This window comes from Klebsiella sp. HN106, from assembly GCF_051209435.1.
Taxonomy (GTDB): Bacteria; Pseudomonadota; Gammaproteobacteria; order Enterobacterales; family Enterobacteriaceae; genus Klebsiella; species Klebsiella oxytoca.
Map to the genome: position 1 here is coordinate 329,049 of NZ_JBLURD010000001.1, position 20,058 is coordinate 349,106.

The following is a 20,058-nucleotide window of genomic DNA, read 5'->3' on the forward strand; positions in this document are numbered from 1 at the left end:
CAATGTCAAAGGAAAATGCTTTTATCATACGGCCAGGCCACGGCCAGCAGTTGGGGGCTAATTTCGACGGGAAGGGGGTGAACTTCGCACTGTTTTCAGCGCATGCTGAACGCGTTGAGCTGTGCTTATTCGATCCTTCCGGTAAAACCGAAATAGCCCGGCTTGAACTGCCTGAATATACAGATGAGATCTGGCACGGCTATGTACCCGATCTGCAGCCCGGCGCATTGTACGGTTATCGGGTTTACGGACCTTACGATCCGGAAAACGGTCATCGCTTTAATCCCAATAAATTGCTTATCGATCCCTACGCGCGGGAGCTGGAAGGCGATGTTGAGTGGAACGATGCGCATTTCGGCTACGAGTTGGGCCATGAGGAGAGCGACCTGAGCTTTGATAGTCGCGATAGCGCGCCATATACGCCAAAATGTAAGGTTATCGACCCGGATGCCTTCGACTGGCAGGGGGAAAACCGTCCCAATGTACCCTGGCCGAAGACGGTTATCTACGAAACCCATGTCAAAGGTTTTACCCGGCTTAATCCGGCGCTTCCTCAGGAGCTGCGCGGCACATTTGAGGGGCTTGGGCATCAGGCTTCCGTCGATTATATTAAAAGTCTGGGCATTACTTCCGTCGAACTGCTCCCCGTACACTGGTTTCCCGATGACCAGCATCTGCTCGATCGGGGGCTGAAAAACTTCTGGGGTTACAATACGCTAGGCTTCTTTGCTCCCGCTTCCCGCTATTATGGCCCTGAAGGTATAGCGGGCTTTCGCAACATGGTGCGCGCTTTTCATGATGCCGGCATCGAAGTGATCCTTGACGTGGTGTATAACCACACCGCGGAAGGCAATGAGCTGGGCCCGACGCTCTCATTTAAAGGTATCGATAATTTCTCTTATTACCGGACGATGCCGGATCAGCATCGTTATTACATTAATGATACCGGGACCGGCAATACGGTGAATACATCGCATCCCCGGGTGCTGCAGATGGTTATGGATTCGCTACGGTACTGGGCGCAATCGATGCACGTTGATGGCTTTCGTTTCGACCTCGGGACTATTCTTGGACGCGAGCCAGAAGGCTTCGATCCGCGAGGCGGTTTTTTCGATGCGGTAACCCAGGATCCGGTTTTATCGAAGCTTAAACTGATTGGTGAGCCGTGGGATATTGGCCCCGGCGGCTATCAGGTCGGCGGTTTCCCGCCTGGCTGGGGCGAGTGGAACGACAAATATCGTGATACGGTGCGGGAATACTGGAAGGGAGATAACGTCTCCAACGACTTTGCCGCCCGCTTACTGGGCTCGGGCGATCTGTACGATTTACGCGGTCGTCGTCCGTGGTCCAGCGTCAATTTTATTACCGCCCATGACGGCTTTACGTTGAACGATCTGGTTTCATATAACGAGAAGCATAATGAAGCCAACGGTGAGGACAATAACGACGGGCACAACGATAACCGTTCCTGCAACTATGGCGAAGAAGGCCCAACGGAAAATCAGGATATTATTGCCGTCCGTGAACGCCAGAAGCGTAATTTTCTGGCAACGTTATTTTTCTCCCACGGTACGCCGATGCTGCTGGCCGGCGATGAGTTTGGTCGTTCGCAGCAGGGCAATAATAACGGCTACTGCCAGGACAGCGAGATTTCATGGTTCAACTGGGAAGCGCAGTCTGAGCGGGATCGTGCATTACGAGACTTCACCCAGCATCTGATTGCACTGCGCGCGGAGCAACCGCTTTTACGTCGTGAAAGCTGGCGCGACGGGCTGGAAGTACGCTGGTTTAACGCCGGCGGCGGTTTGCAGCAATCAGAGCAATGGGATGAGGGTTCGACCTTAGGCCTTGCCATCAGTCGACCCGATCTTGAGAAGGAGGAGGGCATCTGGCATGACGTGCTGATGCTGTTCAATCCCTTTGAAGGCGATGTTCCGTTCCAGATCCCGCAGTTTGGCGAAGGCGGCTGGGTTCTCGAGTTGTCGACCGCAGAGGAAAAAACAGACGGCGCGATTATTACCGAGACGATTGATTTTGTTCTGGCCGGGCGCAGTATTGCGCTATTCAGACGGCCTTAGCCTACAAGATAACCCGGCGCAGATGGCCGGGTTTATTTTGCCTGTTGCAAACAGGAAGGGATGGCCGAACCGGCAAGCGGACAACCGCGTGTTGTTCAATACGTTTGAACCTGGTCTTTAAGCAACGCTGCCAGCGCTTTCCAGTCGAACGGCTCGAGCTGCGCATAGGTAATGCCTTGCGCCGCCAAACGATCTGGCAGGTGGCGCTGGGCTTTCGCCGTTGCCTGACTCATCACACCTTCTCCCGCCACATCGCGAAGGGTTTTGACTACTTCTTCCATCTCTTCGCTGCGCCGGATGCCATGCTCGGCAACGCGGCTTATGAGGTAGTCGGGGAAGGCGTCATTCCAGCCCAATGAGGGGAAGCTGGCGTGGAGCGATGCCAGCACCGCCTCCTCAACGCCGTACTGACGGGCGGCGAACAGGCATTCGGCGGTCAGCGCCTCCAGCCCTTTGATCATCACGCTGCGGCACATCTTGATAGCCGATACGCTGCCTACCTCGTCCCCGCCGTAGCGGGCATGACATCCGAGCGCAGTCAGTAATTCTGCGATTGCTTTTGCCTGTGGTCCCCCCGTCAGCAGAGGCGTTCTGAGCGCCCCGGGGGGGACTGGTGCCATCACCGCTACATCGACATAAGCGCCGGGCTTAAAGCGTTCGGCAGCCTGCCGCTTGGTCTGCGGGGCGACAGAGTTAAGGTCAAGAAAATACTGCGTATCCGTCATCAGCGGGGCAGCTTGTGAAGCCACATCCAGCGCGGATCCTGCGGTAACGGTGGAAAATATGAGTTCAGCACCCGTCAGCGCGTCGGCCAGGGAGCTTGCTGCCCGCACGCCTCCTCTGTTCGCCTTCGTCATCATTGCATCGCGCTCGGGACCATTCAGCTTGCAATCCCAGACGGTGACCGGGTTCTCTTTTGCCAGCGCATCCGCAAGAATGCCTCCTGCTTCACCATAGCCTATAAACGTAATTGTCGTCATCACTGCTCCTCACGCGGCCACACGCCGGCCGGAATGCAAACGTCGCCGGCGAACAGCAGTCGCGCCGTGCGCAGCAGGCCGCAGCCTGCCAGCTGGTCGTTATCACTGAGCCGGAGCGCTACGCTGAATTCACCTGTTGGGTGCTCAACGCTCAGCTCTGGCGCACGCTCGAGACTCGCCAGCTCTTGCGCCACCGAGCCTGAAATAAGACAGGCGCTGGCGACGCTCACCGCGCCAAAAACGCCAATCGAAGCATGGCAGCGGTGCGGAATAAAGGTTCGACTGCTGATGGCTCCTCCGGCGCGCGGTCTGGCAATCAGCGTCATTTTGGGAACCGTGCGCTGCGACACGTCGCCCAGATTCATGCGCGGTCCGGCCTGCAGCCGAATAGACTCCAGCCGCTGCTTCAGCTCATCGTCGGCGTCGAGCTGTTCGCGGGTCTCATAACCCGTGCGGCCCAGATCGCTGGCGCGGACAAGGACCACTGGCATACCGTTATCGATACAGGTCACATCAACGCCGTCGAAGCGATCGCGCGGCTGCCCGGTGGGGAGCAGCGCGCCGCAGCTTGAGCCCGCCACATCGAGGAAATTGAGCACAATTTTGCTGGCCGTACCGGGCACGCCGTCAATGCGGGTGTCTCCCGCATACTCCACCCCTTCATTGCTACAGGGTACTTCTGCAACAGCAAGCTGGCCGGTGTTCTCCATATAGATGCGCACCCGGGTCAGGGGGGGGACACAGTCAACCAGGCCGCGCTCAATGGCAAACGGCCCGACGGCCGCCAGAATGTTGCCGCAGTTCTGACCGTAATCGACTACGGCACGCTCGACGTTGACCTGGGCAAAAAGATAATCGACGTCGGCATCTGGCCGCGCCGAGCGGCGAATAATTGCCACCTTGCTGGTCAGCGGATCGGCTCCGCCAATGCCGTCGATTTGACGCGCATCCGGTGAACCCATCGCCGCCAGCAGCACCGCGTCCCGACTTGCGGGCTGCACCGGTAAATCGTCTGCCAGGAAGCAGGCGGCCTTAGAGGTACCGCCGCGCATCAGTAAGCAGGGAATTCTGCGCTGTGCCATGTTAACTCTCCGCATCTTCCGCGCTGTCGTAATAACGCAGTCCTTTTTCAGCGAGACGCGGGCGCATCGCGTAGATATCCAGCCCCAGTTCCCCGCTCCTCATCCGCTCTCGTTTCGCTTCTTCGTTCGCCATTCGGGTTTCGGCTTTTGCTAGCACCTCGCGGCCAAGCGCGTGCGGGATGACCACCACGCCATCGTCGTCGGCGACAATCACATCCCCTGGCGTCACCAACTGGCCTGCACAGATAATCGGGACGTTAACCGAGCCCAACGTCTCTTTCACCGTGCCCTGGGCGTAAACCTGCCTGGACCAGACGGCAAAGCCCATCTCGCGGAGGGTATGCGAATCACGGATGCCGATATCACCCACCAGTCCCACGACGCCGCGCGATTGTAGCGACGTGGCCAGCAGGTCGCCAAAAAAGCCATCCCCGCAGAGTGAGGTGGGGGCCACCACGAGGATATCGCCCGGACGGCACTGCTCGACGGCAACGTGGAACATCCAGTTATCGCCGGGCGTGACCAGCACTGTGACCGCATTTCCGGCACGGCATATGCCCTGTTGTATGGGCCTGATGTGCGGGGCCATAAGTCCCTGACGGTCGTAAGCTTCGTGAAGCGTGGCTACCCCCGCCGCGGTGAACTGACGCAGGGCGGCATCGTCGTGGCGGGGAAGGGAGCGAACGACAATGCCTTTACGGTTAAGCAGATTCATGCGAGGTTCTCCGTCACGCGAGGGAAGATGCTCTGGAAACCTTCGGCATGCACGATGTCACGCGCGGCGGTGATGCCGATATTGCGTTTAGCCTGCACGCCCCGCTGGAGCGCCACGCGGGTATAGTATTCCCACAGGTGTTCCTGGCCCTGCATGCACTGGATCGCCTGATACTTTTTCTCCCAGACGCGAGTGATATCCAGCAGGAGGTCCGGCTTCCAGCTGCACTGTTCAGGCTGATGCGGCTCAAAGCAATAGACTGGCGGCGCCTGCACGACAGGTTCACCAGGACGGTATCCTTCGGCCTGGGCGATAATGCGGGCTTCCTGCGCCAGGTTCGACGCCATCGGGTGATCGTAGTTATAAGGATCCTGCATGGAGTGGGTCAGGACAAAGTGTGGCTGTACGCGACGATAAACATCCGCCAGGCGGAACAGCGTTTCTTTGTCGGCACGCAGCGGATAGTCGCCAATATCAAAAAACTCCACGCTGGCTCCCAGAATGTCGGCGGCAGCCTGCGCTTCTTCCCGACGATGATGTTTTACCGTTTCTTCGGTCATATTGCCTTTGCGCCATAGTTTAGCGGATTCCCCGCGCTCGCCGAACGACAAGCAGACAATATGCACCTGATAGCCCTGCTCGACGTGCAGGGCTATCGCGCCACCTGCGCGCCAGACGAAATCAGCGGAGTGGGCACTAACGACAAGAGCATTTTTTTCACGAATCGGTTGGGACATGATGACTTCCTCTGTTGTTTTTTGTCAGCTTGTCATGCCCCGTCGCAGGAAGGTAATTCGTTAACTTGTGAACGCTATGATTTTTATTTATGTTGTTATTTGGTTCATTGAGCGACGCCGGGCAGATCATGCAGAGAAAAATACGAAGCAATTCGATAAATATTATGCAGCTACGCTTTTTCTGTCAGGTAGCATTAAGGGGTAGTGTCTCCCGTGCTGCCGATGATTTATTTCGTACGCAGTCCGCCATTACGCGCGCAATACGCGATCTGGAAGCCTCACTGAACGTTATTCTTTTCGAGCGTCACTACAGCGGTATGGTGCTTACGGAGTACGGTAAATGTATATTACCCCGCGCCAGGCGGGCGGTAGAGGATTTGCAGGCCGTGCCAGCCCTGATGCGAAAATTGAAGGTGCGCGCCAGCGCGTCTACCGCGCTGCCGGATGCCGGCTGGCTATTTCATACCCGTCGGCTGGAAATTTTTATTCAACTGTATCATGTCAATCATACCCAGACCGTCGCTACCCAACTGGGGGTGACGCAACCGGCAATTAGCGCAGCGCTTAAAATTCTGGAGAAAGGGGCCGACGCGGCGCTGTTTCGCCGTACCCCGGAAGGGGTTCGTCCGACAGCTGCGGCAGACGTGCTTTATCCCCACATCAGCCGGTCGCTGAACGAACTGGATAATATCTGGAGCGATCTCGCCGCCCGGCGCGGCGTGCTTGAGGGAAGCGTGCGCATAGGTGCGCTGCCGCTCAGCCGAACGCAGCTGCTACCCGGCGCGATCGCCAGTTTCCTCGCGCGCCATCCAAACATCACAATAATGACTAACGAGAGCCCGTATGAATCTCTGGTGTCGGACATGCGCGCGGGCAATATTGATTTTATTATTGGTGCCCTGCGTCAGGATGAGGATCTCCCCGAACTGACAAACGAAGCGCTCTTCGAAGAAGATATGCTGATCCTGGCGCGCAATGACCATCCGCTGCTGCACGATCCCGATCCCAGGAGCAAGCTGGCGCAGGCACAGTGGGTGCTACCTCGCTCGAACGCGCCAGCGCGGCATCTGCTGGACAATGCCTTTCTCATATCAGGGCTGCCTTTGCCACAGCCCTGTGTTGAAACCGGCGATGCGGCGATGGTTCGTGGCCTGCTGCTTCACTCCGATATGCTGGCGGCGGTATCTACAAGCCAAATGCGCTATGAAATCGAGAACGGGCTGCTCACCGTTTTGCCTGTTCGCCTGCCCGATACGACACGCCGTATCGGGCTGACCTTCCGCGAAGGGAGCATACCGTCACCCGCTACGCAAGCTCTGTTAACTTTTATTCATAACCACGTGGCGAAAGGCTAACGGGTGCCGGCGACAGAATAGGTGACCTGCTGGTTGCGCGTTTTCTGAAACTCCTCCAGCGTTTGACCGCGCATGGCGGCGTAAATATGCAGGTTCGATACGCCGACTACCGCGCCCATTTTCTCCAGCAGGAAAAAGCTTGCGCCATACTGGATTAAACCGCGCCAGTCGCGTTCGGTCAGCAGACGTTGTTCCTCCTGGCTCAGCCCGGCCTCCTCATACAGTGTCTGCGGCGAGCTCAGGAAGCGCTCGCGCCAGGCGGGCTGCGTCAGCTTATGCAGGAAGTTGTTCAGCCGCAGGCCGTTCAGGCTGCGCTCATGCGTAAAGGGATACGTTCCCGGCAGGTTTTCAACGCCAGCCAGCTGCTGCGCCATATGCTGGCGGTGGCGGGACAGGGTGTCCACAGGCGGCGTGCGGGCGTTATTTTCCAGAATAAGCGTTGCAATGCCGGTCATTGAGGGCAGGTAGTAATCACGCCAGGTCTCAGTAACATTGGCCGAAAGGGCGCCGCGCATCACCAGCCACATAATAACCTCTGAACCTTCCATACCGCCCAACGTCGCATATTCACTGATGGTCATTTCGGTGAGTTTTTCCGGGTCGTTAACCAGCATGTCGACAAACTGCGCGTCCCAGTCGGTATTGTTGAATCCACAGCGTTCTCCGTGTACCTGATGCGACAGCCCGCCCGTCGCAACGATTGCCACGTCGATATCTTCAGGGTAGCTTTCGATGGCTCGGCGTAAAGCCTGGCCAAGCTTATAGCAACGTTTTGCGCTGGGGACCGGGAACTGTAGCACGCCGATCTGCAGCGGGATCACCCGCGTTGGCCAGCCCTCATTCTGCTGCCAGGGCAGAAGCGCCGACAGGGGTGAAAACAACCCGTGATCCAGTTTTTTATTCATAAAGAACGACATATCAAACTCGTCGGCCATCAGGCTCGCACCAATGTGCCGCGAGAGTGCCGCATCGCCTTTTACCGGCGGCAGATCGCGCGGGCCGCCGCCTTCGTCTGCGACGCCATACTCTTTGTCGATTCCGAGGGTAAACGCGGAATAGTGATCAAAGAAAAAGGCGGTCACATGATCGTTAAAGATGTAGACCAGCGCGTCGGGCTTTTTCTCATCAAGCCAGCGCTGAAGCGGCTCGAAGCTTTGGAAAATAGGGGACCACGCCGGATCCTGCTGTTTGTGGTGATCGACCGCGAAGCCAATTGTCGGCGTGTGTGAGACGGCAATACCGCCAAGTATGCGGGCCATAAAAAATCTCCAGTTATCGGTTATGCAGGGTTTGCGACAGTGCACTCAGTTCTGCCTCTGTTGCACGAGGCTCTTTTCGGTTCATACGGTGCAACAAAATAGCGATGCCCGCCAGACATGCCGGCAAAGCGAGTACCAGGAAAATAGACGAGTGACCAGGAACGGCCAGCATGATGACGCCGCCGAGCGTGGAGCTCAGAATCGCTCCCGTGCGGCCGATGCCGTGCATCCAGCTTACGCCCGTGGCGCGAATTTCCGTTTGGTAATAGGCGGGAGAATAGGCCTGAAGGCCATTTTGCGCTCCATTAATACACATTCCGCTGAGGAAAATCAGTACCGCCAGCGTCACGGAGCCGAAATCCATCACTCCTTGCGTTAGCAGACACAGGCAGCCAAGGAAGTAGGTAAGGGCAATAACTTTTTTTGCGGCGGTGCGATCCATCATATAGCCGACGATAATGCCGCCAAGCGGACCGCCAAGCTGGAATAGACCGGTAATGATCGCAGCCTGCTGCAGTGAGAGCCCCCCGGAACGCAGGATAGTGGGTAGCCAGCCGTTAAGCAGGTAAATAACAAACAGTCCCATAAAATAGGTCAGCCACAACGCAACTGTGCCCCTGGCGTATCCGTGACGAAACAGTTGAATCACCTTACTGCTGCGCGATATCAGCGGGGTATTCAGAGTGAAGATGTTATTTTCATTGAAGTTTCCACCCATGCGATTCAGCACGTTGGCAATTTTTTCTGTTGGCACCCGGCGGGCAACCATGCTCATAGCCGACTCGGGCAGCAGGACGAGCATAATGGGCAGCAGAACCAGCGGTAGCACACCGCCGAAAATCAGCGCCGAATGCCAGCTGTAATGCGAAAGCAGACCAGCGGCAATAAATCCACCCAGACCAGAGCCGACATTAAATCCGCTGTACATCAGGGTTATCATTAAGCCCTTACGCCGTTCAGGCATGTACTCCGCAACGAGCGTTACGCAGTTTGGCATGACAGCCCCTAAACCTAACCCGGTGAGAAAGCGCATTAGCGCCATTTGCAGCGGACTCTGCGCCGCCGCAGCAGCCAGACTAAAAAGGGCGAAAAAAGCAACTGACCAGAGCAGAATCCGCTTGCGACCATAACGATCCGACAATGGCCCTGCGACCAAAGCACCGATGGCGACGCCGAACATGGCAGCACCCAGTATCGGGCCTAGCTGAGCGCGGCTGATGCTCCAGTCCTCAATTAACGCAGGGGCAATAAAGCCCATGACTGCGGCATCATAACCATCAAGCATAATGATAAGAAAGCAAAGGAGCAGGACATGCCACTGAAAGCGTGATATCGGCCGGGCATCAATCCACGCCTTTATATCAACGATGTTTGTCTGATTCATAGGGTGACTTCCTTAAGCAGGCGGTATGAATGTTCTGTTTGTGTTATGTGATGAACGTTCGCATACAACTTAAGGCAGGCGACCGGTCGTGTCTGGTTCAAAAAACCCGGCGCAGGTATGAGTTCTATTTATAATGTGATGGACATGGCGAAAACCAGGTCGTTGTGAGGACAAGCAGAATTTACAGTAAATCGATTTTCCTGGAGAGATTGCTCGGATTTACGGCATTATTAAATTCCTGAGTTTGCTCAATCAACCGGTTACAGGCAGCTCAAGAGACAAGCGTATGCAGAATACATGCTGACGCGTGAGACGGGGCTGGTTGCAATACCGACGACTTGTTCTCCGTTGAAGCCAGACGCCGGAATTGCGAGCTTCAGTGTTTTAAAACGTCTCGAGGGCAGGCTGGCGATACGGTTGTTATTCAGGTAATGGGGGGCAGGACAGCTTGCCTGGCAATAATGGGTCTCTGCAGAAAATTGCAGCTGAGGGCATACGGCGTTTTTATGGGGTAGTGAAAGTGTCTTATGAACTTATTAACCATTACAGCTCATTTAACATAATATACATTATGCGCACTAATGATGTAACGGCTCAATGCTAATGTCTATTTGTGGCCCATCATCATCAGGAATGTCCAGGCTATAGTTCTCAGACCTGTATGGCTGGTCAACAACTCACTTCACTTTTCCTGTTGAAGAGTTTTCTGTGGCTATACATGACGCCGGGATGTTCACAGTGAAAGAAATCAACGGCCTAAAAATCCTTCATGATGTCATCGACCGCGGCCCCGGACTTCTGAACTTAGCTTTGACAAATATGGTGTCAGCCAGATTATGCGGTTGTGACCAGAACTCAGGTTAACCCGCCAGGGATTCTGCTAATGTTCCCGGCGTTTCCATTCCCGCTGCCGGGATCTTGCGACATGTTATCGCTTACTGCCTCCCGGATGGTATATGCAGCGGTGTTGTTCTTTTACCGGCTCAAGAACCAGAACCACTCAGGATATTCTCAGCCAACGTCTGACAACAAAGACGAAAACGTATCGTCTGCATATTGCCGTGCTCTCATGCCAACATCCTTTCTGAATTTCTTAGACATGACCACCTGGCTTCACCGCAAGTCTTGCTATCGTGACTCCTGCCATCAGGATAACGCTGGATTAATCCTGGGATTGCCACGGTGTTCACCGTCATTTTTTGGCGATACTGAAAATGGCTACTATACTTAAAATGAAAAAGCTTTCGATGAGCTTTATTTAAAGGAGATTAGATAATGAAAAAGGTATTAGCTGCATTAGCGTTATCCGCGTTTGCATTTGGCGCCTCAGCCTCTCAGTTGATTACGAAACAAGAAGTTGACCATTTTAAACTGACCCATGTAGGCAGTATCTCTGTAGGACCTTCCGGCGGTCAATTCTCTTCTCCCTCTGACTTGCACGATCAGCTTTCAAAATTAGCTGATGAAAAAGGTGGCAAGTTCTATGTGATTACCGCGGCTCGTGAGCATGGTCCAAACTTTGAAGCAACTGCTGAAGTTTATAAATAACGATCCTGATAAATTTCATCAGAGCTTAATATAGCATCTGTTATATTTAACAGCCTGTTTCTCCTCGCACAGGCTGTTTGCTTATTTTTCTATCAGCTACGGTAAATCCCATTTTCATCAGTTTATCGGGTAACCACCCTGCTCCCGGGTTTCCGCCATTACAGAGGCAGACATCAGGTTGTGTGGCCGGGTTGTCAGTCGGCTTAGATCGCTCTTTTAACGAAAAACATCGTTTTTTGTATCAGATACGGTGTAAAGCATATAACAGATGAAAACAGCACAGAAAAAAACAACGTTGCTCCCTGGAGAGGAATAGCCTGGGAATGTTTTCCCGGGTACACTAGCAGTTAATTAAAATACTGCAACAGCGAGTAAGAATATTTAAACCATTAAGACCTTATTTTGCCTCGGGTTAAAAAACTCAATACTTTGAGCAATAAGGAATTCGATACAATCGACAAAAACATTTGAATCTAACAAAGCAAAAAAAATGACATTTTTGATAATAATCAGCGCCAGAATACCCTGAAGGAGCCGCGGCACTTCCCTGCTTCACGTTCTTCGTGTTCATAAAGTCGATGTAAATCATATCACCTCCGGCGATCTCTGCGCCCATTTCTATTCGGATAATGAAAAAAGATAGCCACGGCACTTCTTAAGTAACTGAAAACCTCATAACTGCTAACGACCTGATGACATACGCGAAAAACAATGTCGCCACTCTCGCAAAAGAGACATTATCCACTTTATTTACAAAGTAACATGTTAAATAATCAGTTAAGAATTAATACGCAGTAGAGGAATTAAGATGCGTTTCAGTACCATGCCCGACAGTGAAATTATTTCTGAACTGTGCCGAAGAATTAAAGAAACGCGTATACAGCTGGGATTGTCACAGATTGAGCTGGCCGAACGCGCCCAGGTCGGTGCGGCAACCATTAAGCGCGTTGAATTGGGTGAGTCGGTGACCCTCAGTACGCTTATTGGCATTTTGCGCGGTCTGGATCGTCTGCATCAGCTGGAGTCGATTTTATTCGATTCGCACATGCGCACCTTTAAGGCGCAGCTCAATGCCGAGACCCCTTCCCGTATCCGTATCCGTAAAAAAACGCCTCAGGCAAAAGAGAAATTGCCCACTGCTACGCCGCCTGGCGAGGCTAATGCCACCATTAACGAGTGGTACACCTCATCGGCTTCGAACAGCGTGGTATGGTCTTTTACACCGCCGGACGCGGAGAAAAAAAGCTAAGGGACTTAAGAAGACGGCCGGCAAGTTTCGCGGCCAGAGAAAGAGTAAACCGCCTGCAGCGCGCACAGGCGGTTTTATCCAAAATCAGGATTCACATACCGCGACTTTTATTGCCAGACCGCCCCGGGCGGTTTCACGGTATTTGGCATTCATGTCTTTGCCTGTCTCAAACATCGTTTCGATGACTTTATCCAGTGAGACTTTTGGATCGCTGGTCCGGTACATCGCCATGCTGGCCGAGTTAATCGCCTTCACTGCCGCAATCGCGTTACGCTCGATACAGGGGACCTGGACCTGCCCGGCCACCGGATCGCAGGTCAGGCCGAGGTTATGCTCCATGCCGATCTCCGCGGCAATGCACACCTTCTCCGGACTGCCGCCCAGCAGTTCGGCCAGACCGGCAGAGGCCATTGAGCAGGCCACGCCCACTTCTCCCTGGCAACCAACTTCTGCTCCGGAAATCGAGGCATTCATCTTGTACAGAATGCCAATGGCGCCCGCCGTCAGGTAATAGCGCATATAGATTTCCGGCGTCACCTCTTTGATAAAACGATCGTAATAGGCCAGTACCGCCGGAACAATGCCGCAGGCGCCGTTAGTCGGCGCGGTAACCACTCGCCCGCCCGCCGCGTTCTCCTCTCCCACCGCCATCGCGAACATATTGACCCAATCCATGGCGCTCAGTGGCGTAATCGACTGGCTCTGGGGCGCCAGCACGCGGTGCAGCGCAGAAGCACGGCGCGGTACTTTCAGCGGCCCCGGCAAGATGCCTTCCGTATTCATACCCCGGTTAATGGCGTTTCTCATGGTCTCCCAGATTTTCGCCATATTTTGCTCCACGCTCTCTCTGCCGTGGCGAGCGATCTCATTTTTCATCATCACGGCAGAAATCGACAGGCAGTTGTCATGACAGTGCGCCAGCAGATTACGTGCGGAATAGAACGGGAACGGAATATCGACTTCGGCATCCTGATTCTTACCAAAGTTTTCCTCCGTCACGATAAAACCGCCGCCGATGGAATAATAGGTCTGGAAATGGGCAATTTTGCCGTCGCAAAACGCCGTAATGCTCATGCCGTTTTCATGCAGCGGCAGAAATTCATTGTGAAAACGCATGCATTCCGCCACCGGGAACTGAATTTCTCGCTGGCCTTCTTCTATAAACAGACGATGCATGGTGTTCACATCACGAATAATACCGGGGATGGCGTCGATATCCACGGTATCCGGTAAATATCCCGATAGTCCGAGAATGATGGCGATATCGGTGTGGTGACCTTTACCCGTTAATGACAGTGAACCATACACATCCACTACCAGACGATTCACTTTTTGCAGCAGGCCCTTTTCCTGCAGGGTATCAACAAAATGTTTTCCCGCTTTCATCGGCCCGACGGTATGTGAGCTGGACGGCCCGATGCTGATTTTGAAAATATCGAAAACGCTAATCATGTGGCACCCATGCGGTTACATAGCAAAACGGATGCGCCGCCTGTGGCAGGCGGCGCTGAACACTTAGCTAAACAGAGAGAAGAAAATGGCGGAGATGGCAATTAACCCCATGACAACCACAAACGCATTGCTGATATGACCGCTGTACTTGCGCATGGCCGGGACTTTGTTAATGGCATACATTGGCATCAGGAACAAAATCATCGCGATAACCGGACCGCCCAGGGTCTCAATCATGCCCAGGATGCTTGGGTTCAGGGTAGCGACAAGCCAGGTCGTCACCAGCATAAACAGCGCGGTAATCTTGTTCAGCTTATTGATTTCGATGGATTTACCTTTTCCGCGCAGAGATTTAATCACCATGCCGTTGAAACCTTCACGCGCCCCGAGGTAATGGCCAAGGAAGGATTTGGTAATCGCGATCATGGCGATAATCGGTGCCATCCAGGCAATCACCGGCGCGTTGAAGTGGTTCGCCAGGTAGGAAAGAATGGAGATATTCTGAGCCTTCGCTTCCGCCAGGTTTTCCGGTGAGAGGCTTAGCACGCAGCTGAACACGAAGAACATCACGGTCAGCACCATCATGATGTGGGCGAAGCCCAGGATACGCGAGCACTTGCGCTCAGCGTCCTGACCATATTCTTCCCGCTTTGCCACCGCAAAGGAGGAGATAATTGGCGAATGGTTAAAGGAGAACACCATGACCGGGATTGCCAGCCACAGGGTCATCCACAGACCGTTCCCCGTTGCGGAGGCGCTGCTCAGCGACAGCGTATCCAGTACTGCGCCGTTCCATTGCGGTATCAAATACAGCGCCAGCACCATCAGCGCAAAGACGAATGGAAACACCAGCACGCTCATGGCTTTAACAATCATTTTTTCGCCAAAGCGGACGATTCCCATCATGCCGACAATGAGAATCAGCGACAAAATGGCGCGCGGCGGAGACACCAGACCAAGCTGGTGAGTAATAAAGCTATCAACCGTGTTAGTAATAGCCACGCTGTAGACCAGCAGAATCGGATAAATAGCGAAGAAGTACAGCAGCGTGATGAGCTTACCGGCGCCCGTACCGAAATGCTCTTCCACAACTTCGGTAATATCTTCCCCCGGGTTTTTGCCCGACAGAACAAAACGAGTTAAACCACGGTGGGCAAAAAACGTCATCGGAAATGCAAGAATAGCCATGATGATTAACGGAATTAAACCGCCGACCCCGGCGTTAATTGGCAAAAAAAGCACCCCTGCGCCAATCGCAGTACCGTACAGACCCAGCATCCAGACGGTATCACTCTTTCTCCAGCCGCTGCTCTCGCGAGCGACGAGGGTATTTTGAACGGTTTCCATAATATGGCCTCAGTAATATAAAGTAGCGTCAGGTTTATTTGACGCTGATTCAGGTAATAAAAACGTGGTGTTTATTTGGCTATTTTATGAAATGCAACTATGCTAATTCACTAACCGCGATCACATAACCTGATTTATTGCAGTGACTTTTAACGTATCAAAATTAACCCCGAGAATTCGTTATTTTTTTAAGGTATCATTTTTAATACGTTATTATTTTTCGTATGATCTTAACTGCCGTTTCTTTATATACCCAGAACCTTGAGGTAACAAACAATATTTGTCATACGATTAATAAAAAATTAAAGAAATTATTTCCCGACATGAAAATTCACCGCGGGTAGCGGTCCTGTTTTTGCGCAGAGGACATGACCGCATCGTCACCTCCTCCCCTTAAACTGCCCTACACCCCTTTGTAATGCTCTTTACTCAGGCCATACTTCTTCATTCTGAGATAGAGTTTTTTACGCGGTATAAGCAGATACTCCGCCACCTCATTGATACGTCCCTGGTGGATATTCAGCGCTTCAGTGATAATCTGCCGCTCGACGTCCTCAACCCGCCGATCCAGCGGCGTCGGTTCGCCGACGAGCATCTGCGGATTCACCGTTTCCGCGAGCGGTAATACCCCCACCGCAAACAGCTCGGCGGCGTTCGCCAGTTCGCGAACGTTATTTGGCCACACTCGCCGCATCATCCCCTTCAACAGACCGGCATCCACCTCCGGGACGGGATGATTCAGCCGTTGACAGGTTTTTTGCAAATAGTGATGAAACAGCGGCTCGATATCATCAGGTCGCTTTGACAGAGGCTGGCAGCCAATTTGCGTCATCGCGAAGCAGTAATAGAGTTCCGCCACTATCTGGCTGCTGGCGGCCAGCTCCACCAGCGAAGCATTACCGATACCAATCAGGCGAAAAGGCCGTTTCTCATGACTCTGCAGCTGTACCAGATGATGCTGTTGCCCGTGAGTCAGATGCTCCAGGTGACTTAAGACCAGCGTCCCGCCCTGGGCTTGCGCGATCAGTTCATTCAGCGTGTGGGCGTTAGCCGTATTGAGTTCGCAGGAGATAAACGGACCGTCGGCGTGACGCCCTAACTGGTGCAGGTAACGCGCGCCGGTCATGCGGCCGGTTCCCGGCTCGCCGTAAAGCCATACCGCAATATCCGTCTCTGCCAGCTGCTGAAGGCGCTGGCGATACCGATCCGTCCATTGGCTACGGCCAATAAGCTCAACCTGTAATTTTTGCTGACAATACTGGCGACGGGCGATCACCGATTGCCTCTGACGCAGCGCGGCATCCACCAGCGTGAGCAGCTTGCCCGGATCGATCGGCTTTTGCAGGAAATCCCAGGCCCCTTTTTTCACCGCCTCCACCGCCATCGGCACATCGCCGTGACCGGTGATGAGCAGAATCGGCAGCAGATCGTCATCCTGATGAAACAACGTCATTAAATCGATTCCGGAGCAGCCGGGCATGCAGACATCGCTTAAAACAATGCCGGGCCAGTCCTTCGGCACCTGCTCCCGCGCATCAAAAGGATTATTACAGGCACTGACGTGATACCCCGCTTGCTCAAGCAGCTGCGTATAGGCATCCAACACATCGGCATCATCATCAATCAGCAGAATCGAACAGTTATTACTCAACATCTTTTACATCCGTCAAATTGAATTCCAGCACCACGCAGGCACTGCGCGTAAACGTCGACGCCAGGCGCAACGCCCCTTCCATTTGCGTCATCAGCGAAACACATATCGAAAGCCCTATTCCCAGTCCCACGGCTTTGCTGGTAGTGAACGGCTTTAACAGCGAAGGGAGTAAGGCCGCAGGCCAGCCGGGGCCGTTATCGGCAATCAACACGCACAGCCTTTCGCCCTGGATTTGCCAGCTCACGGTGATTTGCGCTGCGTGCGGGCAAGCATCAAGGGCATTTGACAGCACGTTCACCAGCACCTGATGAACACGCACTTCGTCTCCCAGGATCCAGACGGTGTCATCCGGTATCAGCAGCGTCCCCTGCTGAGGTTTATGTCGCATCGCCAGCAATTCCCACGCCACGGTAAATGTCTGGCGCAAATCGACCGGGTGCAGCGCTGTTTCCAGTTCTGCGCGGCGGGTAAACTGGCGCAGGGAGCGGATAATCGCGTCAATGCGGTTGATCAGCCCTTCCGCTTTGCTCAACGTCGTCCGCGCCTGCTCCGTCTGTCCCTGCTCGATTGCCCTTCCTGCGGTAAAAAGATACATCGACAGCGCATTCAACGGCTGATTGATCTCATGCGCCAGGGTGGTCATCGTCTGCCCCACCACCGCCAGTTTAGCGGTCTGGATCAGCTCGTCCTGAGTGGCACGCAGATCGGCCTCAATCGCTTTCCGCTCGCCTATCTCCTGTTCAAGCTGCTGTTTTTGCGCATTAAGCTGACCCAGGGTATGGCGAAGTAAACCGGCAATACGTCCCAGCTCGTCGCGCCCGTAAACCGGAATGGTCGCCTCGGTCTGGCCCAGACCAATCTGCACCACCGCCTGATTCAGCGCGGTAAAGCGCTTCACCAGCCGCGAGCGAATAAAATAATGATTCAGCCCCCACGCCAGCAGCAGCGCCAGCAGCGTCGCCACCAGGATTAACCCGCCGCTGACCCGGACAATCTGCCCCATACGCTGATTAAACATCTGCATCTGCTGGTGACTGCTGCCAAGCTGGGCTTCCAGCAGCGTTCTGAAGCGTCCCAGTGTTGCTTCTCTGGCCCGGCTGGCTTCCACGAGCGCTTTTTGCGCGGTAACGTAGTCGCGCATAGTGTCCGGCATCTTATTTTTCACCATGCCAATTTCCAGCAGCTCATCGATCGTTTGTCGCAGGGTAATGGTGCTCGGCCAGTCATCCAGCGCACGAATATTTTCATCCGACGTTTTCTTCAGGTTTTCAAGATAGCGGATATGCGTCTCCACCAGCATGCCGTCATCATTACCGGATTTCAGTTCATTGAGCCTGTCGCGCAGGTCGTCAACGATCTGATTTTCAATACGAGCCAGGGTATAGACCTGCTGTTGTTCATTCTGCACTTCCCGGGAGCGTTTCAGGTACTGCGCCGCATCCCCCTGTCGGGCTTCAATCTGATCGAGCAGCGTTCCCTGTTGCCAGGTAAAATCCTGCACCAGCGAATTCAGCTCGGTGGTGAAATCATCGTGCAGCCAGTCGATCCGCGCCGAAAGCTCTCCCACCTTTTCGCGAACCAGAAACATGTTGTAGAGCACGCGATCCAGTTCCGCCAGCAGCGCGCGGCTGTCCTGCAATATCACCGCCAGCTGCTGGCGTTCTGCCGGCGACAACCCCTGGCTCAACCGCTCTATTTTATCCAGATGCTGGATAATCTGGTTGCGCAGCTGCAGCCGTACCGTGGTATTCGGCGCCAGCAGAAATTCATTGAGCTGATCGACCACCAGGTTGAGATTCCCTTCAATCAGAAAAGCCGAATGGATGCGCGGAAAATACTCATCCAGCGAATAGCGGATCTGCGAACTTTGCTCATGCCATGAATAGAGGCTGACGCTGCTGACAATCAGCGTCAGCAGCGCCCCCATCAGAAAAGCCCCGCGTAGGCTGCTACTGATACTGATTTGCCGCAGACGTTGCAGCATGGACCTGCCCATCATTTCAGTTCTTCCAGTTTATTAATCGCCTGCCGCTGATTGTTGAGAAACCAGAGCTGCCACTCCATCATCTGCTGTTCCGCGAAGCTCTTATTGTCGAACTGAGCCAGCCAGGCTTCATCCTCGCTGCTGGCCGGATCGACCGGCACACGGGTCAGCAACGCGCGTATCTCGGGCAGCGGACGCTTGAGACGGGCCTCCGCGCTATGCAGCGCTCGCCAGGCATCTTTTAGCTGGGCAAGACGAAAGCTGATCGCCGTATCGAACATCCGTTGAACCAGACGCTGGCGTTTGAGGATCAGCCGATAGTTCAATGGCGGTTGATTCATCAGCACCGCCTGCTGCGCCGCCCGCGGATTGCCTGCCGCCAGCGGCGTTACCGGGTATTTCCCGGTATTAGCATCGGCGAGGATCGCCTGGCCCTCCGGGCTTAACAGATAGCGAATAAACCGCCGCGCCTCGCTGGCGTGCTGACTGTTTTTAAGCACCGCGATATAGGTCGGCGAAACCGCCGACTGCGGAAAATAGGTAAAAGCCAGGTGCGGATCGTTCAGCAGCAGATTGGCGTAGTTATCAATCACCGGACCGGCCACGCCCAGGCCGCTTTTAATCTTATCCGCTACCCCAAAGCTGCGGGATGAAATGGTCACGAGGTTCCCCGTACTCGTCAACAGCGTTTCCCATCCCTTAATCCAGCCCTTTTGTTGCAGCAGCGACTCCACCATCAGATGGTTGGTATCCGAACGCGACGGACTGCTCATCAGCAGCGCCCCCTGATAGCGGGGATCGGTCAGGTCATCCCAGTCCGCTGGCGCAGGCAGATGCCGTGTCATCAGCGCCGAGCGATTAATCAGCAAACCGAACCCGGAAATCGCCACGGCCACGGAGGTGGAGCGGATAGATTCCGGCACCAGGTGTTGGCTGACTGCCGGCGCACCGCTGAACGGCGCCAGTTTTTGATGCTCCTGAAGATGCTGCAGCAGCATCGGCGACGAGGTCAGGATCAGATCGACATTTTCGGCATTTGCCGTATCAAGCAGCTGTTCCAGCGAGGCGCTGGTGCGGTTGAGCGTCCTGATCATCACTGACCCCGGCTCCGTCTGCCAGCGATCGATAATCCACACGGTGGCGCTGGGTGAAAATGTCGTCGCCATCACCAGCTCATTGCTTTGCGCTGCACAGGGTCTCAGCCAGGCGGTCAGCAGCATCAGCGCGAGCATTT

General features: G+C 54.3%; 15 protein-coding genes. 4 read left to right on the forward strand and 11 right to left on the reverse strand.

The window, feature by feature from the left end:
• Positions 1-2: 2 nt before the first annotated feature.
• A complete protein-coding gene (gene glgX / locus ACSIPU_RS01545; RefSeq protein WP_049094748.1) occupies positions 3-2,078 on the forward strand; it encodes a glycogen debranching protein GlgX in 2,076 nt (691 codons plus the stop codon).
• A gap of 95 nt (positions 2,079-2,173) precedes the next feature.
• Here glgX and ACSIPU_RS01550 read toward each other — a convergent pair whose 3' ends face one another.
• From ACSIPU_RS01550 to galB, 4 genes are read right to left on the reverse strand one after another with little or no spacing between them, the layout of a single operon-like run.
• Positions 2,174-3,058: an NAD(P)-dependent oxidoreductase gene (locus ACSIPU_RS01550; RefSeq protein ID WP_049094747.1), complete on the reverse strand. Its 885-nt coding sequence runs from the start codon at positions 3,056-3,058 to the stop codon at positions 2,174-2,176.
• Positions 3,058-4,140: a 4-oxalomesaconate tautomerase gene (locus tag ACSIPU_RS01555; protein WP_049102200.1), complete on the reverse strand. Its 1,083-nt coding sequence runs from the start codon at positions 4,138-4,140 to the stop codon at positions 3,058-3,060. Before ACSIPU_RS01555 ends, ACSIPU_RS01550 begins: the two co-directional genes overlap by 1 nt.
• 1 nt (position 4,141) lies before the next feature.
• Positions 4,142-4,855, reverse strand: a complete 714-nt coding sequence (locus tag ACSIPU_RS01560) for a 4-carboxy-4-hydroxy-2-oxoadipate aldolase/oxaloacetate decarboxylase (RefSeq protein ID WP_049094870.1) — start codon at positions 4,853-4,855, stop codon at positions 4,142-4,144.
• A complete protein-coding gene (gene galB, locus ACSIPU_RS01565) occupies positions 4,852-5,592 on the reverse strand; it encodes a 4-oxalmesaconate hydratase (protein WP_049102202.1) in 741 nt (246 codons plus the stop codon). Before galB ends, ACSIPU_RS01560 begins: the two co-directional genes overlap by 4 nt.
• 128 nt (positions 5,593-5,720) lie before the next feature.
• Here galB and ACSIPU_RS01570 point away from each other — a divergent pair, with 128 nt between their 5' ends.
• Positions 5,721-6,947 (forward strand): LysR substrate-binding domain-containing protein, encoded by a 1,227-nt coding sequence (locus ACSIPU_RS01570; RefSeq protein ID WP_032705213.1) that lies wholly within the window; start codon positions 5,721-5,723, stop codon positions 6,945-6,947.
• On the opposite strand, the gene ACSIPU_RS01575 is transcribed toward ACSIPU_RS01570, so the two are convergent.
• Both ACSIPU_RS01575 and ACSIPU_RS01580 read right to left on the reverse strand, forming a co-directional pair.
• Positions 6,944-8,206, reverse strand: a complete 1,263-nt coding sequence (locus ACSIPU_RS01575; RefSeq protein ID WP_004113000.1) for a gallate dioxygenase — start codon at positions 8,204-8,206, stop codon at positions 6,944-6,946. The two genes, ACSIPU_RS01570 and ACSIPU_RS01575, sit on opposite strands and share 4 nt — an antisense overlap.
• A 13-nt stretch (positions 8,207-8,219) precedes the next feature.
• Positions 8,220-9,590, reverse strand: coding sequence for an MFS transporter (locus tag ACSIPU_RS01580; RefSeq protein WP_004113002.1), 1,371 nt, complete (start codon positions 9,588-9,590; stop codon positions 8,220-8,222).
• 1,275 nt (positions 9,591-10,865) lie between these two features.
• Here ACSIPU_RS01580 and ACSIPU_RS01585 point away from each other — a divergent pair.
• Positions 10,866-11,138 carry a DUF1471 domain-containing protein gene (locus tag ACSIPU_RS01585; RefSeq protein ID WP_004113093.1) on the forward strand — a complete coding sequence of 91 codons (273 nt, stop codon included), beginning with the start codon at positions 10,866-10,868 and terminating at the stop codon, positions 11,136-11,138.
• Positions 11,139-11,946: 808 nt separating this feature from the next.
• On the forward strand, positions 11,947-12,387 hold the full coding sequence (locus ACSIPU_RS01590; protein ID WP_004102076.1) for a helix-turn-helix domain-containing protein: 441 nt from the start codon (positions 11,947-11,949) through the stop codon (positions 12,385-12,387).
• 84 nt (positions 12,388-12,471) lie between these two features.
• Here ACSIPU_RS01590 and ACSIPU_RS01595 read toward each other — a convergent pair whose 3' ends face one another.
• From ACSIPU_RS01595 to pgtC, 5 genes are all read right to left on the reverse strand, one after another.
• Entirely contained in the window at positions 12,472-13,839 is a 1,368-nt protein-coding gene (locus ACSIPU_RS01595) for an L-serine ammonia-lyase (protein ID WP_004102078.1), read from the reverse strand.
• Between the two features lie 63 nt (positions 13,840-13,902).
• On the reverse strand, positions 13,903-15,186 hold the full coding sequence (locus ACSIPU_RS01600; protein WP_004102080.1) for an HAAAP family serine/threonine permease: 1,284 nt from the start codon (positions 15,184-15,186) through the stop codon (positions 13,903-13,905).
• 403 nt (positions 15,187-15,589) lie between these two features.
• Entirely contained in the window at positions 15,590-16,840 is a 1,251-nt protein-coding gene (gene pgtA / locus ACSIPU_RS01605) for a two-component system response regulator PgtA (protein ID WP_023320954.1), read from the reverse strand.
• Entirely contained in the window at positions 16,830-18,839 is a 2,010-nt protein-coding gene (gene pgtB / locus ACSIPU_RS01610; RefSeq protein WP_004102084.1) for a two-component system sensor histidine kinase PgtB, read from the reverse strand. Before pgtB ends, pgtA begins: the two co-directional genes overlap by 11 nt.
• Positions 18,836-20,056 (reverse strand): phosphoglycerate transport regulator PgtC, encoded by a 1,221-nt coding sequence (gene pgtC, locus ACSIPU_RS01615; RefSeq protein ID WP_196557616.1) that lies wholly within the window; start codon positions 20,054-20,056, stop codon positions 18,836-18,838. Before pgtC ends, pgtB begins: the two co-directional genes overlap by 4 nt.
• Positions 20,057-20,058 lie beyond the last annotated feature (2 nt).